The 19228-nt window shown below is 59.4% G+C and carries 16 protein-coding genes; 9 read left to right on the top strand and 7 right to left on the bottom strand.

The window, feature by feature from the left end; genetic code table 11:
* Nucleotides 1-108: 108 nt before the first annotated feature.
* The 4 genes from HB393_RS02880 (at nucleotide 109) to HB393_RS02895 (ending at nucleotide 3783) form a co-directional block, all read left to right on the top strand.
* Nucleotides 109-837 (top strand): HAD-IB family phosphatase, encoded by a 729-nt coding sequence (locus HB393_RS02880; RefSeq protein WP_213803616.1) that lies wholly within the window; start codon nucleotides 109-111, stop codon nucleotides 835-837.
* Between the two features lie 380 nt (nucleotides 838-1217).
* Nucleotides 1218-1919 (top strand): alpha/beta hydrolase, encoded by a 702-nt coding sequence (locus HB393_RS02885; RefSeq protein WP_213803617.1) that lies wholly within the window; start codon nucleotides 1218-1220, stop codon nucleotides 1917-1919.
* 414 nt (nucleotides 1920-2333) lie between these two features.
* Nucleotides 2334-3215, top strand: a complete 882-nt coding sequence (locus HB393_RS02890; RefSeq protein ID WP_213803618.1) for an alpha/beta hydrolase — start codon at nucleotides 2334-2336, stop codon at nucleotides 3213-3215.
* Between the two features lie 88 nt (nucleotides 3216-3303).
* Entirely contained in the window at nucleotides 3304-3783 is a 480-nt protein-coding gene (locus HB393_RS02895; protein WP_213803619.1) for an NUDIX domain-containing protein, read from the top strand.
* A 617-nt stretch (nucleotides 3784-4400) separates the two neighbouring features.
* On the opposite strand, the gene HB393_RS02900 is transcribed toward HB393_RS02895, so the two are convergent.
* Both HB393_RS02900 and HB393_RS02905 read right to left on the bottom strand, forming a co-directional pair.
* Nucleotides 4401-5654 (bottom strand): Nramp family divalent metal transporter, encoded by a 1254-nt coding sequence (locus HB393_RS02900; RefSeq protein ID WP_213803620.1) that lies wholly within the window; start codon nucleotides 5652-5654, stop codon nucleotides 4401-4403.
* A 27-nt stretch (nucleotides 5655-5681) separates the two neighbouring features.
* Complete coding sequence (locus HB393_RS02905) at nucleotides 5682-6947, bottom strand: CBS domain-containing protein (protein ID WP_255550723.1); 1266 nt, start codon at nucleotides 6945-6947, stop codon at nucleotides 5682-5684.
* A gap of 205 nt (nucleotides 6948-7152) precedes the next feature.
* On the opposite strand from HB393_RS02905, the gene HB393_RS02910 reads away from it, so the two are divergent.
* Together HB393_RS02910 and HB393_RS02915 are read left to right on the top strand one after the other, a co-directional pair.
* Nucleotides 7153-7593, top strand: coding sequence for an ATP-binding protein (locus HB393_RS02910; RefSeq protein WP_345944991.1), 441 nt, complete (start codon nucleotides 7153-7155; stop codon nucleotides 7591-7593).
* A 14-nt stretch (nucleotides 7594-7607) separates the two neighbouring features.
* Nucleotides 7608-7955, top strand: a complete 348-nt coding sequence (locus tag HB393_RS02915; protein WP_213803623.1) for an STAS domain-containing protein — start codon at nucleotides 7608-7610, stop codon at nucleotides 7953-7955.
* A 76-nt stretch (nucleotides 7956-8031) separates the two neighbouring features.
* Here the strand turns inward: HB393_RS02915 and HB393_RS02920 are convergent, their stop codons facing one another.
* The 3 genes from HB393_RS02920 to HB393_RS02930 all read right to left on the bottom strand — a co-directional run bounded on the left by HB393_RS02920 (nucleotide 8032) and on the right by HB393_RS02930 (nucleotide 10635).
* Entirely contained in the window at nucleotides 8032-8613 is a 582-nt protein-coding gene (locus tag HB393_RS02920) for a LemA family protein (protein ID WP_213803624.1), read from the bottom strand.
* 134 nt (nucleotides 8614-8747) lie between these two features.
* Nucleotides 8748-9539 carry a TPM domain-containing protein gene (locus HB393_RS02925; protein WP_213803625.1) on the bottom strand — a complete coding sequence of 264 codons (792 nt, stop codon included), beginning with the start codon at nucleotides 9537-9539 and terminating at the stop codon, nucleotides 8748-8750.
* Between the two features lie 439 nt (nucleotides 9540-9978).
* Nucleotides 9979-10635, bottom strand: a complete 657-nt coding sequence (locus HB393_RS02930; protein ID WP_213803626.1) for a DUF4142 domain-containing protein — start codon at nucleotides 10633-10635, stop codon at nucleotides 9979-9981.
* A gap of 240 nt (nucleotides 10636-10875) precedes the next feature.
* Between HB393_RS02930 and HB393_RS02935 the strand changes: the two genes are divergently transcribed.
* A complete protein-coding gene (locus HB393_RS02935; RefSeq protein ID WP_213803627.1) occupies nucleotides 10876-12966 on the top strand; it encodes a S9 family peptidase in 2091 nt (696 codons plus the stop codon).
* A gap of 146 nt (nucleotides 12967-13112) precedes the next feature.
* Here the strand turns inward: HB393_RS02935 and HB393_RS02940 are convergent, their stop codons facing one another.
* Both HB393_RS02940 and HB393_RS02945 read right to left on the bottom strand, forming a co-directional pair.
* Nucleotides 13113-14054 (bottom strand): glycerophosphodiester phosphodiesterase family protein, encoded by a 942-nt coding sequence (locus HB393_RS02940; protein ID WP_213803628.1) that lies wholly within the window; start codon nucleotides 14052-14054, stop codon nucleotides 13113-13115.
* Between the two features lie 146 nt (nucleotides 14055-14200).
* Nucleotides 14201-14746, bottom strand: coding sequence for a type 1 glutamine amidotransferase domain-containing protein (locus HB393_RS02945; RefSeq protein ID WP_213803629.1), 546 nt, complete (start codon nucleotides 14744-14746; stop codon nucleotides 14201-14203).
* A 168-nt stretch (nucleotides 14747-14914) separates the two neighbouring features.
* On the opposite strand from HB393_RS02945, the gene mutS reads away from it, so the two are divergent.
* The gene (gene mutS / locus HB393_RS02950) at nucleotides 14915-17689 is read left to right on the top strand and encodes a DNA mismatch repair protein MutS (protein ID WP_213803630.1); all 2775 of its coding nucleotides are present in this window, start codon (nucleotides 14915-14917) and stop codon (nucleotides 17687-17689) included.
* A 3-nt stretch (nucleotides 17690-17692) separates the two neighbouring features.
* Nucleotides 17693-19000 (top strand): anhydro-N-acetylmuramic acid kinase, encoded by a 1308-nt coding sequence (locus HB393_RS02955; RefSeq protein WP_345944992.1) that lies wholly within the window; start codon nucleotides 17693-17695, stop codon nucleotides 18998-19000.
* Nucleotides 19001-19228: the final 228 nt, after the last annotated feature.

Genomic DNA, 19228 nt, shown 5'->3' on the forward strand with positions numbered 1-19228 from the left:
CATCGAATCGACCTCATCCCATAAGACCCATAAGGTAAAATCACCCAACCGCCTGCAAATGGCAGGCCATCTGCAGCAGCACGAACGTTGCAAAGAAAAAGGTTTCCCGTGTCGAACACACTTTCCACGCAATACCTGAACACCTCCGAGTTTCACGCCGCCGTCCACCAGCTCTCCCCCACCGTAGCCGTCTTCGACTGCGACGGCACCCTCTGGTCCGGTGACGCAGGCTCCTCCTTTATGACCTGGACCATCGAGACCGGCCTCGTCTCCCGCGAGACCGCCGACTGGATCGACGCCAAATACCGCGGCTACAAGCGCGGCGAGGTCTCCGAGCTCGACATCTGCGGCCAGATGGTCCAGATGTACCACGGCCTCCGCGAAGAGGAGATGCGCTCCGCCGCCCGCGCCTTCTTCCAGGCCCGCATCGAAAAGAACATCTTCCCCGAGATGCTCGAGCTCGTCACCGCCCTCCAGTCCAAAGGCGTCGACATCTGGGCCGTCAGCTCCACCAACGACTGGGTCATCGAAGAGGGCGTCCAGCGATTCAACATCCCCGCCAACCGAGTCCTCTCCGCCCGCGTGCAGGTCGTCAACGGCCTCGTTACCGAGACCCTCACCGACGTCCCCACCGACGAGGGTAAAGTCGCCTCTCTCCTCCGCGCCGGCATCCCCCACCCCGACGCCGTCTTCGGCAACTCCGTCCACGACGCCGCCATGCTCGCCATCGCCCGCCGCGCCTTCCCCATCAACCCCACCCCCGCCCTGCTCGAACGCGCCGCCGACGAGGGCTGGCCCGTCTACTACCCCTCCTCGGTAGCCCCACCCCAACCCTAAACAGATATCAGCAGTCTTCGGGATTAGCACAGCGCTTTAGCTGGATCTTCCTCACGCTTAAGCACACGCTCAATCATAAATTTGTCATCCTGAGCGTAGCCTCTCGCAGTCTCATCGCGAGAGGCGCAGTCGAAGGACCCGCGGTTGCCGTTGTTCTCCTCACCCCAGCACAAACGCCCGGGTGCCCCATCCTTTGCGCCTTTGTATCTAGCGAAGGGTGGGACCTCATTCCTCTGCCCTGGCACATCCCAGCCCACAGCTTCAGTACCCACCTATCCCCACCTAAAATCATTCGCCCTCATGACGAATAAACAGGGCCCTCGCGTGTTTCCCTAATACACCGAAGTCGATAATCCAGAAATATTGCAAAGAGAAAATTTATGGCAACTTATGTCCTTGTACATGGCGCCTGGTACGGATCCTGGTGTTGGAAACGAGTGCGCACAGCACTCCAGGCAGCGGGCCACGAAGTCTTCACCCCGACCCTCACCGGAGTAGGCGAACGCTCCCACCTCAACTCGCGCGACGTCAATCTTTCCACTCACATTAACGACGTCGTGAACTTAATAAAATGGGAAGGGCTCTCGGACGTGATTCTCTGCGGCCACTCCTATAGTGGCTGCGTCATCAGCGGAGCCGCCGACCAGATCAGCGATAAGATTCGCGCACTCATCTATCTCGATGCCTTTGTGCTCGAAGACGGAGAATGCCTCTTTGATCTCGCCAGGGAAGATTGGGTACAGTTCGTACGCCAACAGACACAAGAGAGCGGCGACGGCTGGAAGGTCGCACCCACTCCCGCTGAATTCTTCAATGTGAATCAACAGGACTCAGCCTGGGTCGACGCACAATGCACCTCACAGTCGCTCGCATGCTGGGAAGAGCCCATCAAACTCACGCAGCGGTTTGCTGACATTAAAAATGTCACCCATATTCTTGCCACGGGCTATCCTCCAATCCTTCAACCGTCGCACGACCGGGCAAAGGCCAAAGGATGGAAGACCAGCACGGTCGACTGCGGACATGCCGTTATGCTCGATCGTCCCGGCGAACTAACGGAATTGTTACTTGAGTACGTCTAGTTGGGCATACGGTCTCTAAGTAGGGCTTGCCGTTAGCGCACGCTGATTGCGCAAACACGATAGAAGCGGCCACAACCGCTCCTTAACCACTTGGCCGTTGTCTTTCGCCCCTCTCCCATCAACAACCTTAGCTTTCGCTCTATCCTCACAAATCCTTCCCCTAACGAACAAATTTGTCATCCTGAGCGAATCCCCTCGCAGTCTCATCGCGAGGGGCGCAGCCGAAGGACCCGCGGTTCGCCCGAAGCGCCAATCTCTTCCACGAGGCACTCAAAATCCACGACCAATGTCTTGGGATTGAGCGAGGCTTTAGCTCCGGTCATCCCTTCCAAACAGCACTCATTTTCAATCCCTCGACACACGTTCTCTCCCAAATCCAACGCATCCAATACTCCGACGACACGGAGAAGAACATTGAAGACAATCCGCACCGATATTCTGGAGATCGCCTACGAAGAAGGAGGCCCGCAAGACGGCTCACCTGTACTTCTCCTCCACGGATGGCCGGACGCCCCACGCGGCTGGAACCCCATAGCTCAACGCTTACACGCCCAAGGCTGGCGCACCATCGCCCCCTACCTGCGCGGCACAGGGCCAACCAGATTTCTGCATCCCGACACTCCTCGAGTAGGCACCGGGGTCGCCCTCGCCCAAGACGCAATCGACCTCATGGACCGCCTCGGAGTCGAGCGCTTCGCCGTAGTTGGACACGACTGGGGAGCCCGCGCCGCCTATACCCTCGTCGCCCTCTTCCCCCAGCGAATCACCTCGGTCAGCGCCCTGGCCCTCGCCTACCAGCCCCACGGCCTCTTCACAGTCCCATCCTTCGATCAGTCAAGACGCTTCTGGTACCAGTGGTTCCTCTGCGTGGAAGGCGGTCTGGCCAAGGTCCAGGACGACCCTGTCGGCTTCGCGCGCATTCAGTGGGACACCTGGAGTCCTCTCGGCTGGTTCGACGAGACAGAGTTCTCCGAGACCGCAAAAGCCTTTCTCAATCCAGATTGGGTCGACATCACAGGCAACGCATACCGCTCCCGTTGGCGCACCGGCGAAACCTGGGATCCACGATACGAGCTCCTCCAACAGAAGCTCGCCGAGACAGAATCAATATCCACCCCCACCCTCATGCTTCAGGGAGCATCTGACCGTTGCGATGCGCCCAGCCAATCGGAAGGACTCGAGAGATGCTTCACCGGCGGCTACCAACGCATCCTCCTCGATGGGGTGGGTCACTTCCCTCATCGCGAAGCCCCGGACGAAGTCGCCACGAACATACTCCGGCATCTCCAGACATAAAAGCCTCTCGAGGAACCGTTGTCGCCAAGCCCCTGCGCCATCCCTCTGAAGCCTTTACAGTCCTTCCCCCGTCTAACCATGTAGACAGGTGAAAGAGACCATACGAAAGCTCGGAAACGGTGAATCGACAGCCCTCAAACCACTCCGGCTTGTGGTCGCGGCTCTGATCCTGCGCAACTCCTCCAACCAGCAAGAGTCGGCAGCGCTTCAGACAGAGGTCTTGGTCTGCCAGCGCCGTCCCGACCAGCCCATGAGCCTCAAGTGGGAGTTCCCCGGCGGCAAGATTGAACCCGGCGAGACCGCCGAACAGGCTCTGGCCCGCGAGTTGGACGAAGAACTCGGCATCGCCGCCACCATCGGACGCCGCGTCGCCCGCATCCGCCACAAATACCGCAACGGCGGAGCCATCGACCTCCAGTTCTTCGTAGTAGACCAATTCAACGGCGACCTCAACAACCGCATCTTCAACGACATGCGCTGGGCGCCCCTAGCCGAACTACCCGGCTTCGACTTCCTCGCCGCCGACCACGGCCTGATCCGCGACCTGGCCGAAGGCCGCCTCCTCTAACCACCCACCCACCCGCCCCAGATACAAACATCACCCAAAATCCACCCCCGGCACAATCCGGGTGCCCCACCCTTTTTGCAGCTTCATCGCAAATAGGGTGGGGTATCGGGCGAAAGCCCGACCGCCTTCCTTACTCCGCCCAAAAACGCGGAGGAATGGACACAACCCGAACAACCTCGACAACCTCCGTCCCAGCCACAAAAGCCCGGGTGCCCCATCCTTCGCGCCCTTGTCTCATGCGAAGGGTGGGAAGTAACCCATCCCTCAGCCCCTCCCTAGTCTTTATCCCCCCAAAACCCAACAAAATCCCATGTCAACCCCAAAACACACAACGCCGCACCTCAATCTCCACCCATATAACAAGAAACAAAAGACTTACAACCAAAAAATATACCCATCCAAAGTGGCACTTTAGTTTCGGCCCATTTCGTAAAATAGAACCAGAGAGAAAAAAATCGGGGACGCACAGGCGGAAGAGAACGCATAACTCTTTGCCGGACACATATTTGGACACAAGCCCTGCCGATAGAAGAATTTACAGCTCCACCCGTCGCGCATCTCACTGAAATAAAAGGCGGTTACACCCAGGCAAGGGGGGAGGGGGTCACCCCGCAGCCTCAAGACCCGTGCAGCCCGTTCCACACCAGGATCAGGGAAAGCACAATCACGATTCCCGCGGTAAGCCACGCAACGACGTTGAAAGTAACGGAATTGGTGTACTTCCCCATCAACTCCTGCTTGTTGATCAGCCGCAGCATGAAGATCAGCACCACAGGCAGCAGGATCCCGTTCAACACCTGCGACAGGATGATGAACTTCACCAGCGGAAACGCCGGAATCAGCACAATGGCAGCGCCGAAGAAGATCAGCAGCGTGTATAGCCAGTAGAAGAACGGAGCCTCTTTGAAGCCCTTGTCCAGCCCGCTCTCGAAGCCCAGCCCTTCGCAAACCGTATAAGCGGTCGAAAGCGGCAGGATGGAAGCAGCAAACAGCGAAGCGTTGAACAACCCGGCCGCGAACAGGATAAACGCGTATTGACCCGCGAGAGGCTTCATCGCCTCCGCCGCGTCCGAAGGATCGCCGATGTTGCGCACTCCATGCGTATACAACGTCGCCGCGCACGCCACGACGATGAACCAGGCAACTACGTCAGTAAAGATCGAGCCAACGATCACATCCAACCGTGAGGCCTTGTAATGACGAACAGTGATGCCCTTCTCCACGATCGAGGACTGCAGATAGAACTGCATCCACGGCGTGATGGTCGTGCCGATCACTCCGACCGTCATGTACACATAGCTCCGGTCGCTCCACACGCTCCGCGCCGGAAACTTCACCGTCTCCACCAGCGCCAGATGCCAATCCGGACCGCTAAGTACGCCGGCCACGATGTAAGCGATGTAAAAAACGCTCGCAACCAGAAAGATCTTTTCAACGCTCTTGTAGTCGCCCTTCACCACAAGAGCCCAAACCAGAAACGCGCAAACAGGAACGCTGATGTATTTAGTGACATGAAACAACTGCATACTTCCAGCGATACCCGAAAACTCGGCCACAACATTGCCGAAGTTCACCAACACCAGCAGGATCATGATGAAGAACGTGATCCTCAACCCGAACTCCTCGCGGATCAGGTCGCTCAGGCCTTTGCCTGTCACAACGCCCATGCGAGCGCACATCTCCTGCACCACGATCAGCGCCAGCGTGATCGGAATCATCGTCCACAGCAAGCTGTAGCCAAACTGCGCTCCGGCCTGCGAATAGGTAAGGATTCCGCCCGAGTCGTTATCGACATTGGCCGTGATGAATCCTGGTCCCAGAACCGCCAGGAACAGGAAGATACGCGTCCGCCAGCTGCGCCAACCCTTCATCGCTGTCCCAACCTCGACGCTCCTTGCTTATCGATTGGCCCGCAACAACGCAATGACTTGATCGGCATGGACCACGCCAACCAGCTTCTTTTCGTAGTCCAGCACCGGAAGTGCTCGCAGATTGTACTTGTCAAATAACTCGGCTACCTTTCGCCCATTGGCATCTACATTACAGCTTACGATGTGACCATGAGGAAGATCGTCCAGGAACGCTTCCGCTCCAGCCAGCACAAGTTGAGCGAGAGGAATCAGCGCGACGATTCGATCCTCTGGATCAAGCAGGTAGATCTCGTTCACCGCGTCGACATCTCCCTCGTACTTGTGTAGAGCTGCGATTGCGTCAGCAACCGAAGAACCTTGCGGAAGTGCAAGATACTCTGTCGTCATGCGGCCAGCAGCCGAGTCACCAGAGAACTCCAGCAGCTCCTCGACCTCTTGTCGCTCCTCGGGATCCATTCCCTGCAGAATGGCTTCGGAGCGCTCATCGGAGAGCTCAGAGAGAAGATCGGCAGCAGCGCCAGGATCCATCTCCTCGACAATTCCAGCGACCTGATCCGAGTCGAGAGACTCGATAAGAGTCTGCTGCATCTTCGGAGTGACCTCTTCGAGGGCTTCCGCAGCAACCTCCTCATCGAGGCTGATGAAGAGAGCCTGACGTTCAGCGGGAGCGAGCTCCTCCAGGATGTCAGCCAGATCGGACGGATGCATTCTGGCCAGCTTGTCCTGCTCGATCTTGAGCTTCACTCTTCTGGCCGGATCGCGGTCGATCAGGTCGACGAAGTTCCATGGAATGACGCTCGGACGGAATCGCTGGGCGATCCGATCGACCGTTCCAGCAGGAAGTCCTTTCAGCAGCCTGCGAACCGCGCCACGAAGCCCGACTTCGACCTCGGCGATTCGGAGGAGGAGTTCTGTTGCTCCATCCTGACTGAACTCCCAAACCAGATCGACGTCGTTGACGCGGACGACCTTGTGGCCGTTGATGTCGATGATCTGCTGGTCGAGCAGATCCCGTTCCAGCAGCAGATAGTCTTCATCGGTCGAAAGCGAGACGAATTCCGCCGTTTTCCGGAGTCGAATGTCTCCTTCGGAAGACATCTCCAATCCCGTAAGTGCCACTAATGTCGGAAGTTCACTGCGCCCTGCGGAGAGACGGCGAATGATCATTCCGTGGACGTGGATCGTATCGACCACCGGAAGAACAGCCAACTCCTTAATGTGCCCAAACACGCTCCCTTGCGCATCACTTACGGATGCACCGACGAGGGCAGAGACGCTGGTTCTGTGGTTCATGTGTTTGGTCATAAGGCATCGACTGCGAGAAGGCTTGTCTCCGCATCCTAACTCACGGAACGCATTGAAGGAACGAACTCCGGACCTGTGAGTAACGAAGTCGTCTCAAAGCTGCTCTCCTTGACATTCCGGAAGCACACAAGCAAACTGCCATCATTGCTACTGTCTGCCATAGACGATAACGATGGGCGATAAAAGGATATTTTTGGCCGACTCGACGACAAGCCGTGTGAGCTTCACTCTTGATTCTTCGCTGGACAGCGTCAACAAGGTGGAACAGACGGCGGAACAGTGTGCAGCGCGCGCAGGCTTCGACGAAGACACGATTCCTCATATTGGAATGGCAGTGCGAGAAGCAGCGGTGAATGCGGTTCTTCACGGAAATGCATACGATAGCAACAAGCACATCACAGCTTCGTTTGAAACGACGATCGATGCACTTACGATTCGAATCACAGATCAGGGACCTGGGCTGGATCCTGATAGTATTCCCGATCCACTCGCTCCGGAAAATATACTGAGAGGTTCCGGCCGTGGCATCTTCCTTATTCGAGCATTCATGGATGAGGTACACTTTCGGCAGCTACACCCCGGAACCGAACTCACGCTGATCAAACACCGCACACCCGCGCAACCGGGGACTTAAGGAGAAGACTACACATGAGCATGAAAGTACAGACTCGCCAAGTGGACGGCATTACGATTCTTGATCTCAGCGGCCGCATCACCCTCGGCGAAGGCAGTGTCACGATTCGCGACGCTGTTCGTGACGTTCTGGCCAAGGGATCGAACAAGATCCTGCTTAACCTCGGCGATATCAACTACATCGACAGCTCCGGCATCGGAGAGCTGGTGAGCGCCTTTACGACGGTAAAGAACAGCGGCGGTGAGTTGAAGCTGCTCAACCTGACCAAGAAGGTCCACGATCTGCTGCAGATCACCAAGCTCTACACGGTATTCGACGTAAAGGACGACGAGGCTTCTGCGATTTCTTCCTTCACGAAGTAAGTGTCTCTGACTCAACGAGAAGGCCGTCGCATTCGCGACGGCCTTCTTTTATGCCCAAAATGGGTTTCGAGCGGGTTTATTTGCTGAAGTCCACCTTTGGAGCGGTGCTGTTCTCAGGATTGCCCTTGAAGTACTCGTCGCGGTAGTGGAATCCAGCGATGTTGGCCCAGATGCTGTTCGGAAACTGACGGACGAAGATATTGTAGTCTTCGAGGGTTTTGTTGTAGCGCTGGCGCTCTACGGCGATACGGTTTTCGGTTCCGGCGAGCTCATCGGTGAGGCGGGTGAACTGCTCGCTGCCCTTCAGGTTGGGATACTGCTCCTGGAGGCGGAAGAACGGCCCGAGGGCGACGTCCAACTTGGAGTTGGCCTGGATCTGGGAGGCGCGATCCGGTGCGCCGAGGACGCCAGCGCGGGCGTTGGCGATGTTGGTCAGGACGGTCGACTCCTCGTTGACGTAGCCTTTGACCGACGCGACGAGGTTGGGGATGAGGTCGAGGCGGCGCTGCTGCACGACGTTGACCTGCGAATAGGCCTGGTTGATGGCCTCATTCTTCTGCACCATCGTGTTCTTGGCTCCGACGTAACTACCGCCGATCAGGAGCAGGACCACGATGATCAGACCCACAATGCCAAGAGAGATCCAAAGAGCTTTCATTTATGCCTCGACTTTCGTTCCACGTTTCGGTTATTCGATGACCGGCTCAGCTCCACGGCTGTACTGTATCACTGTGGTTCGCATCGCCCTTCTTTGCGGCTCAGGTTCCTGTATCTCTGGTTTACATTTCGGTCTCAAAAATCTCCACTTGCGCCTCCGCCTCCGGAGCTTCCTCCGCCGAAGCCACCGAAGCCTCCGCCGCCGCCACGGTCGTCGTCGCGTCCGCCACGTCCACCGCCTCCTCCTCCGCCTCCGCCCATGAGGCTGCCCAGGAAGAAGAAGATGAGACCGAGGTTTCCGGTCTTGGCCAGCAGGATGAGGACCAGCAGGACCGCTCCGGCGCCGACCAATACCTGCCAGAGACTGAGCTGCACCGGCTGAGCCTCCTGCCGGTGGTAGGTGTGCTGCTGGCTGGGGGTCAGGGTGATGCCGGCGTCGGTGGCGATGACCTGGGCGATCTGCCGGACTCCCAAGGGGACTGCGGTGTCGTAGTCGCCTTGCTGGGCTGCGGGCACCATGGAGCGGCCGATATCGCCGACCTTGGCATCGTTGAGGATGCCTTCGAGGCCGTATCCGACCTCGATGCGGCCGTGCCGGGGAGTCATGACGAGAAGCATCAGGACGCCGCGGTCGGTTCCCTTCGCGCCTATCTTCCACTTCTCTTCGAGGGCGGTGGCGAACTCCTCGATCGACTGATCGCCGTCCAGGGTCTTGATGGTGACGACGGCGATCTGGGCGTGGGCCTGACGGTCGACACGGGTGCAGAGGTCTTCTACGCTCTCCCTGGTGGCGGGCGATAGGACTCCTGCGAAGTCATTGACGTAGCCGGTTGGAGCAGGAAGATCGCTGACCCTCTCGGCGTGCGCTCCGCCTGCGGTTACGAGCAAGAGGATAACAAGGGTCAGGCCATGCAGGATGCGCTTCATCAATGGTTGATTCTACGCTGGACGTCCCGGATAAGTTCCCTGACCGGGGGGGTGCCCCCCCTTGCCCGCGTGTAACCCGTTTCGATTGAGCGGATTACTTCCCAGCAGCCGCGTTAAATTCTTCCATCGAAAAGAGTTGCGTCCAAATACGTGCAGCGCAAGGGCTTACGCCTTTTGGTGGAAGCTGATGGAACCAATTCAGGGAAGAATCGCTCTTTGATCCCTGCTTTAAGTTTACTAAAACCGATGGGGTGAAAGTGCCACATCTGGGAGGACTTTTTTAGGAGGACAAGCAACTCATTCTAAATGGATTAGAGAATTGATCCCAACGAATGAAGGGTTAGTGGGGCTTGACATGCGAATTTGCTGAGGAAAGTGGCGAAAGAAAATGGAGGGGCTTGAAGCGCCCCTCCATTGGTTGAGTGTTATAGGTTCTGATTCAATCCTCTTTGCGGCTGACCGTCGCGATGCCTTTGTCCTTGGCTAGCTTGTCGACCATGGCGGTGTGCTCCTGGATGACTTTCTGCCCCTTGGCGGCTGCGTCTTTGAGGACGGGATCGCCGGCGGTCTGGGCCTCGTCGCGGAAGTCACGGAGGTCTTTGTGGTGGTCCTTCGCCATGTAGGCGATGTACTCGTTGTCGAAGTCGGCTCCTGAGAGGGAGCTGAGCTTGTCGAACTCGGCCTGATCTTTTTTACTCAGCTTCTTGGGAGGCGGCACTCCCATTCCTAGAGCGATTGGCTTCATCTGCTCGCTCAAGGCGGTGTGATCTGTCACCATCTTTTGGCCGAAGGCTTTCACCTCTGGGCTCTCGGCCTTCTCGGAGGCTAGCTTTCCGAGCTGGATCTCGGCCATGTCGCCCTCTGTTGCCTTACGAAGGAACATCTTGTCTCTCATGGTCTGGCCGGTGTTCCCCATGGCACCCGTCGAATCCTGCATAGAGGTGGAGGCAGCCTGTTGCTGCTGAGGAAGATTTGGGCTGGTTTGGGAGGCGCCGGGCGACATCGGGTCGGTTTGCGCAAACAGGGCTGCAGGAGCAAGTGCTATGGCAGTGGCCATGCAGACGGTACGTATTGAATTGAATTTCATATGAGTCATATTTAACTCCTTCGACGGGTGGTGCGTTTTGCAACGCTTCAGAGTTTACTTTCTTTTGACTTCCGAGTTCCAAATCGATTCTGAGTTCCCCGCCGTTTCGTGTCAGTTCATTGGGTGAGTCTGTGGGGTGGCGGGTTGCCCACCGGCGTACTGGGCGGTGGCTGTATTCTTGATTCGGCAGCAGCCCAGGATAGTAGTCCACACCAACCGGAATCAGCAACCAGGAGCCCCAAAAGAATCATGACCGCCCCCGCTGTGAACCCGCCCGTTGCACGCAAGGAACCCACCCCCACCACTCTGCATGGGCAGACTCTCCAGGACGACTACCGTTGGATGCGGGAGAAGGATTCTCCAGAGGTGATCGCGTATCTGGAGGCAGAGAACGCCTACACGCAGGCAGCGATGGCCGGGACGGAGGAGCTGCAGGCGAAGCTGTACAAGGAGATGCTGTCGCACATCAAGGAGACGGACGAGTCGGTGCCGTATCCGGATCACGGCTGGTTCTTCTACAGCCGGACGATGGAGGGGAGCCAGTACCCGGTCTATTGCCGAAGGCTGGCTACCGGACCTAAGTTCGACGAGGGTCAGCCGGAGGAGATTCTGTTGGATGTGAATCTGCTGGCGGTGGGGCAGCCGTTTATGGCGGTCGGCGGAATGAGCGTCAGTCCAGATGGAAGGCTGATGGCGTATTCCACGGATAACACCGGCTTCCGGCAGTACACGCTGAAGGTGCGGAGTCTGGAGACGGGGGAGGATTTTCCGGAGACGGCGGAGCGAGCGGGATCGTTTGTGTGGGCGGCGGACTCGAAGACCCTGTTTTACACAACGGAGGACGAGGTTACGAAGCGGCACAACCATCTCTACCGGCATACGGTGGGACAGCCGATTGCGGCGGATGTGCGTGTGTTCGATGAGACGGATGAGCGCTTCAACGTGGGGGTGGGCAAGACGAGGGACCGGGAGTATCTGCTGCTGGAGGCCGGGAGCCATACGACCAGCGAGTGCCGGTTTCTTTCGGCGGAGGATCCTGAGGGGGAGTTTCGGCTGATCGCGCCGCGGATCGATGACCAGGAGTATTCGGTTGATCACCGGGATGGGCTCTTCTATATCCGGACGAACGATACGGGAAAGAACTTTCGGGTGGTGACGGCTCCGGTGGATGTGACGGGACGGGAGAACTGGGTTGAACTGATTGTCGAAGACAAAGAAGCTCCGCTTGAGGATTTCGATCTATTTCATTCATTTTGCATTAGTTCACGACGGCGGTTTGGACTACCCACGCTGACGGTGATTCAGCTTACGGACGGGGGCGAGATCGGAGAGTCTCGGGAGATCGACTTCCCGGAGCCGGCCTACACGGCGCAGGCGCATGCCAACCGGGAGTTCGAGACGAGCTCGTTCCGGTATAGCTATCAGTCTCTGGTCTCCCCGGCTTCGGTGTATGAGTATGACGTTGAGAGTGGGGCTTCGACGCTGCTGAAGCGGCAGGAGGTTCCGGGCGGATTCGATTCGGCGCTGTATGGCTCGGACAGAGTTTGGGTGGAGGCGGCGGATGGGGTGAAGATTCCGGCGTCGGTGGTTTACCGGAAGGATTTCTTCAAGAAAGACAAGAGCAATCCGCTGTATGTCTATGGATATGGGTCGTATGGCTATCCATTACCCTTAGGGTTCAGCGCGGCGCGGCTGGCGCTGCTGGATCGTGGGGTGGTAATGGCGTATGCACATATCCGGGGGGGCGGCGAGATGGGCGATCCCTGGCATGACGCGGGCAAGATGATGGTGAAGTGGAACACCTTCTCCGACTTTATCGCGGTGACGGAGCAGTTGGTCGCGCAGGGGTACGGAGCGGCGGACCGGGTGGCGATCGAGGGTGGAAGCGCGGGAGGGCTGCTGATGGGCGCGGTGGTGAATGCTCGTCCGGAGCTGTTCTCGGTGGTGCTGTCGCATGTACCGTTCGTGGATGTGATGAATACGATGCTGGATGCTTCCCTGCCACTGACGGTGGCAGAGTACGAGGAGTGGGGGAATCCGAATGAGGCAGAGGCGTTTGCTTATATGAAGAGCTATTCGCCGTACGACAACCTCAAACCAGGAGCGTATCCGGCGATGCTGGTGAAGACCAGCCTGAACGACTCGCAGGTGATGTATTGGGAGCCGGCGAAGTATGTGGCTCGGCTGCGTACGCTGAAGACGAATGGGACGCCGCTGTTGCTGCACATCAATATGGATGCGGGGCATGGTGGGGCTTCGGGGCGGTATGACTATTTGAAGGAGATTGCTTTTGATTATGCGTTTTTGTTGCGGGAGTTGGGGGTGGAGGGTCGGACGTAACGGGGTGCGGATTTAGCGTGGTCGTTTCCGTGCTTTGGGAGTTTAGGGCTGGGACAGGAGTACGGTCGTGCTTTGCACGATACCCCACCCTATTTGCGATGAAGCTGCAAAAAGGATGGGGCACCCGCTTTTGTGGCGGGTGGAGGTTAAGTTCGAGAGTGGAACCAGTCGGCCAGGCCGGCGGGGTCGTCGGTGATGATGGCGTCGACGTGGGCGTCGGCCATCTTCTTCCAGCCTTCGGGGGTGTTGACGGTGTAGGGGATGACTTGCAGGCCGGCCTGGTGGGCTGATCTGACTGCGTCCGGGGTGACCAGGCTCTCGTCGGGGCTGAGGATGGTGGCGCCGGAGACCTGGGCGACGTGGGTGAAGGTCTTGTCGCTGTCGGTGATGCCCATCATGACGTCGTAGCGGGCCTGTCCGAAGAGGGCGGAGCGGCGGATGCTGGGATCGAGGGTCTTCATGGCGCGAAGGGTGCGGAAGTCGAAGCTCTGAAGGATGACGCGGGATTGGAGATGGTGGCGCTTGACCGCCTCGTCGATGAGGGCGACGAAGGCCTCGGGGCTGGGGGTCATCTCGGGGTGGTTGATGAAGATCTTGGTCTCGACGTTGAAGCCGAAGTTGCCTTGGGGGGCGAGGTTGAGGACCTCTTCAAAGGTCGGGATGGGGGTGTGGGGCACGGCAACCTGGTGGGGGAAGCCGGGGACGGTGTTGCCGCAGTCGTACTGCTTGACCTGAGCGAGGGTGAGAGAGTGGATCGCGGTTCCGGGAGCGAGGGCGGGCCCGTCGCACTGGCGCTCGTTGCGCAAGACGGCGGCGATGCGGGGATCTTCGGAGGCGGGCTGGGTGATGTAGGGCGAGTGGGAGACGACGAGGACGTTGTCTTTGGTGACGGCCAGGTCCAGTTCGAGCACGTCGACTCCGTGATGGATGGCGTACTCGAAGGCCGGGATGGTGTTTTCGGGCTCGGCGGCTCGGCCTCCGCGGTGGGCGTGGATCTGGATGGTTGGGTGGGTTTGATTTTCTGGGAGAGACTGGCACGCTGCGGAGAGCGCGCCCAAGAGAAACATGGACGAAAGAAGCTTTGTCATTGGGCCAATTTTGGCGCTAGGCGATTACAAAGCGGTGAAGTGCTGATGTATTTTCGTTGGAATGGAATCGTTGGTGACGAAATTTAGGATTGCGGCCTCGTCCCTCGCGATCTGGCTGCCAGAGCGAGGCCGTATTCAGTTTTGCTCTAGCTGGCCTTGGCCAGGACTTCGATGATCTTGTTGCTGAAGGCGGGGATGTCATCGGGTTTGCGGCTGGTGATGAGGTTGCCGTCCTGGACGACCTCGCGGTCGACCCACTTGGCTCCGGCGTTGGTGAGGTCGGTGTGGATGGAGGACCAGGAGGTCATGGTCTTGCCTTTGACGACGCCGGCTTCGATGAGGGTCCAGGGGGCGTGGCAGATGGCGGCGACGATCTTGCCGGTGCCGACGAAGTTCTTGACGAAGGCGACGGCGTCTTTGTCGATGCGAAGCTCGTCGGGGTTGATCTGGCCTCCGGGGAGGACGAGGGCGTCGTAGTCGGCAGGTTTGGAGTCCTTGACGAGGTGGTCGACCTTTACTTTCTTGCCCCAGTCGTTGACGTCCCAGCCCTTGATCTCGCCGGATTTGATGGAGAGGACTTCTACGGTCGCTCCGGCTGCTTCGAGGTTCTTTTTGGGGTCGGTGAGTTCGACCTGTTCGAATCCGTCGGTGGCCAGGATGGCGATCTTCTTTCCTTTCAGCTCATTGCTCATGTTGTGTTTCTCCTCTTGGCACGCGTCTGCTCTCCGGCGTGCGAAGTATGGGTTAAGACAGCGGAGCGAGGTTTGGCGTTGCCAGTGGAAAAGGTCTGGGGTGGGCGGGGCCGTTTTGAACAGGCGATGAAAGGTTAAGGGGCTGGGTGCGGTATTCTGAGCATTCCTGTGGCAAAAGAACTTACAAGTGATGCTAGTACGCTGACTCCGGTGATGCGGCAGTACTTCGCGGCGAAGGAGCAGTATCCGGACTGCCTGATGTTCTGCCGGATCGGCGACTTCTATGAGCTGTTCTACGAGGATGCGATCCTCGTAGCGCGGGAGCTGCAACTGACGCTGACGGCTCGGGATAAAGAGAAGAAGCAGCCGATGTGCGGGGTTCCGTACCATGCGGCGGAGGTTTATCTGCAGCGGCTGCTGCGGAAGGGGTATCGGATCGCCCTGTGTGAGCAGATGGAGGATCCGAAGCAGACCAAGACGATCGTTCGGCGAGAGGTGACTCGGGTGCTGACGCCGGGGACGGCGATGGATCCGACGCTGGGGGCGGAGCAGAGTAATTATCTGGCGAGTGTGTTTGCCAAGGGGTCGGGCGCGGGGCTGGTCTGTGGGATGGCTCTGCTGGATCTGTCGACGGGGGAGTTTCGGGCTACGGAGTTTGGGGGGGCGGGGGCCTGGGCGAGTCTGGTGGATGAGATGGGGCGGGTGAGGCCGGTGGAGCTACTGTACTCCTCGGGTGGGTTGCTGGTCGGGGTAGAGACAAGTGGACGATTGGGGCTGGGAAAAGAGAACGGTCGCGCTTCGCACGATGCCCACCTTAGCGACGATAAGACCGTCGCGAAGATGGGGCACCCGAACTCGGTGGCTCCGCCGGAGGTTGAATCGGCCGGTGGACTGGATGGGATTCGGACGAAGACGGCGGTGGAGGAGTGGGTTTTCTCTGCTGAGTATGCGATGCCTTTGTTGAGGAATCACTTTAAGGTTCATTCGCTGGATGGGATGGGGCTGGGAGGGCATGAGGCGGCGGCGGTCGCGGCGGCGGCGCTGCTGCATTACATCCAGAAGACGAAGCAGGGTGCGGTCGAGCATGTGGATGGGGTTCGGTACTACGAGCGGTCTACCTGCCTTGAGCTGGATGCGGTGAGTGTGCGGAATCTGGAGCTGGTGGAGCCGCTGTTTTCGGGGGAGTCGGCGCAGACTACGCTGTTTTATACGTTGGACGCCTGCTGTACTCCGATGGGTAAGAGGTTGCTGCGGTCGACGTTGTTGCGGCCTGCTAGCGACTTGTTGGAGATTGAGGCGCGGCTGGCGGCGGTAGGCGAGTCGGTTGGGGATCTGCGGGCTCGGGAGGGAGTTCGGCGGTCGATGGATGGGGTGCTGGATCTGGAACGGCTGCTGGCGCGGGTGGCGTTGGATTCGGCTGGGCCGCGGGAGGTGATGGCGCTGGCCGGAACGCTTGGGTGTCTGCCGGGTGTGGTGGCAGCGGTTGGAGTCTTTAAGGCAGAGCGGTGGCGCGAGCTGGGTGGGGTGGATGGGGCGGGAGGCTTCGATGCGCTGGAGGATCTGCATCGGTTGGTGATGCGGACGATGGTGGAGGAGCCGCCGGTCAGTCTCTCGGATGGTGGGGTGATTCGGGTGGGGGTGGATGCGGAGCTGGATGAGCTGCGGGAGTTGAGCCGGAGTGGGCGGCAGGCTTTGGTGGCGATCGAGGAGCGGGAGCGCGCGAGGACAGGGATCGGGAGCCTGAAGGTGCGGTTCAATTCGGTCTTCGGGTACTACCTGGAGGTGACGAAGGCGAATGCCAAGTCGGTGCCGGCGGACTATGAGCGGAAGCAGACGCTGGTGAATGCGGAGCGGTTTACGACGCCGGAACTGAAGGAGTATGAGGCGAAGATTCTGACGGCGCAGGAGCGCAGCGGGGAGATCGAGCGGCGGATCTTTGCGGAGTTGCGGCATGCTCTGCTGGCGGCGGCGATGCGGATGCGTGCGACGGCGCGGCGGGTGGCGGAGATCGATATGCTGACTTGCTTTGCGCATCTGGCAGCGTTGCGGGGCTGGGCCAAGCCGGAGGTGGAGGTTTCGGGGGTGCTGGAGTTTGTACAGGCTCGGCATCCGGTGGTGGAGCGGCGGCTGGAGGAGAGCGGCGGGGGGCGGTTTGTGCCGAACTCCGTTTATCTGGATGCGGATGCCGGCCCGGCGGTGCTGCTGATTACAGGACCAAATATGGGGGGCAAGAGTACGTATCTGCGGCAGGCGGCGCTGCTGGTGGTGATGGCGCAGTGCGGGTGTTTTGTTCCGGCGGAGCGGATGCGGCTGGGACTGGTGGATCGGATCTATACGCGGATCGGGGCGAGCGACAATGTGGCGCGGGGGCGGTCGACCTTCATGGTGGAGATGACCGAGACGGCAGCGATTCTGAATACTGCGACGGCACGGAGTCTTGTTCTGTTGGATGAAATGGGGCGTGGAACTGCAACATATGACGGGCTTTCGCTTGCATGGGCTACGGTGGAGCATCTGCATGACCGGATTGGAGCGAGGACGCTGTTTGCGACTCACTATCACGAGCTGACGCTGCTGGCGGACCGATTGGAGCGGCTGAAGAATCTGCGAGTGACGGTGAAGGAGACGGCGGGGGGAATCGTGTTTCTGCATACGGTGGAGGCGGGTCCTGCGAGCAAGAGCTATGGAATTGAGGTGGCTCGGCTGGCTGGGCTACCGGGGGCGGTGATTGGGCGGGCACGGGAGGTTCTGAAGCTGCACGAGAAGGCGGAGACGCAGCAGGTGCGAGAGGCGGCTCCGTCGGCGCCGCAGTTGCAGATGACGATGTTTACGCCCTTGTCGCAGAGGATCGTGGACCGGTTGGAAGAGGTAGATTTGGATGGGCTGACTCCACGGGAGGCGTTGAACCTGCTGGCGGAGTTGCAGCGGGAGTTGAAGGCTTAAGGGGTGATCCCATTGGTAAGAGCTGAAAAGGGTAAAGCGATGGTGGTGGCTGGGGTGATGAGTGGGACCTCGGCGGATGGGGTGGATGTCGCGGTTTGCCGGATTGTGCCTGCGCTGCGGGAGGGTGGGGTGCCGCGGGTGAAGGTGTTGGGGCATCTTGGATTTGGGTATCCGAAGGCGGTGAGGGCGGCGGTGTTGCGGGTGATGGAGGGGGAGCCGGTAGCACCTGCGGAGATGTCGCGGCTGCACTGGCGATTGGGGGAGGTTTATGGGGAGGCGGTTGCTAAGGCTTGTGACGCTTTCGGGATTGGGATAAAGGTGGTCGCGCCTTCGCACGATACCCCACCCTATGCGATGAGACCGCAAAGGGCGGGGCACCCGGGTTCTGTGGCTGCTACCGGAATGCGGTTGGGGTTGGTTGGTTGTCATGGGCAGACGGTCTATCACCAAGGGGTGGCTTCGCGGTATCTGGGGGCTCCGGTGCGGTGTACCTGGCAGATGGGTGAGGCGAGTGTGATTGCCGAGCGGCTGCGGGTTCCGGTGGTGAGTGATTTTCGTCCGGCAGACCTGGCGGCGGGCGGGCAGGGTGCTCCGCTGGTGCCGATGCTGGATTTTGTGATGTTCCGGTCGGAGAGGGTGAACCGGGTGTTGCAGAACCTGGGAGGAATTGGAAATCTGACGGCGATTCCCGCTGGGGCTGGAGTGGATGAGCTGATGGCGTTCGATACGGGGCCGGGGAACATGGTGATCGATGCCTGTATGGAGCGGTTGTTTGGAAAGAAGTTCGACAGGGGTGGGGCGGTGGGACGGCGGGGGCGGATCCTGAAGAGTGTGGTGGATGGGGTGCTGCGTGGTGGGTACTTCTCTGCCCTGCCGCCGAAGAGTTGCGGGCGGGAGGAGTTCGGTTCTGCCTTTGTGGATCGGTTTATCCTGCTTTGTCGCGGGGCTGGAGCTAGCGATGCGGATGTGGTGGCGACTGCTACGGCGTTGACGGCGGATTCGGTGGTGGATGCTTACCGGCGGTTTGTCTGGGGGCATCTGGGGGCGGCGGCTCCGCTGGCGAAGACGGAGTTTGTGGTGGCTGGAGGTGGGGTTAAGAATGCTGCGCTGATGGGGATGCTGCGGGAGGGTTTGGGGGCGCTTGGCGTTCGGGTTCGTGAGATGGGCGAGTTGGGGGTGGAGGCGCAGGCGAAGGAGGCAGTGGCTTTTGCTTTGTTGGGGTGGTTGAGGTGGAACGGCTTGGCGGGGAATGTGGTTTCGGCTACGGGGGCGGGGCGAGCGGTGGTGTTGGGGAAGGTGACGCTCGGATGAGGGTTGTGGCGATGTGGAGGAAGGCGCTTCGCTTCGCGAATACCCCACCCTATCGCGATAAGACTGCGAAAGGGTGGGGCACCCGGATTTGTGGCGGGGTTGTTTTTTTGGGGGGGTTTGGGGGTGTTTGTTTGCGGGGGGCGGGGGGGGGGGCGGGGGCGGGGGGGGTGGGTTTTTTGGGTAGTGCGGGCAACCCGGGTGTGGGGGGAGGGGGGGGGGCGGAGGGGG

Origin of the sequence: Granulicella sp. dw_53 (assembly GCF_018449545.1) — a bacterium.
Lineage (GTDB): Bacteria > Acidobacteriota > Terriglobia > Terriglobales > Acidobacteriaceae > Edaphobacter.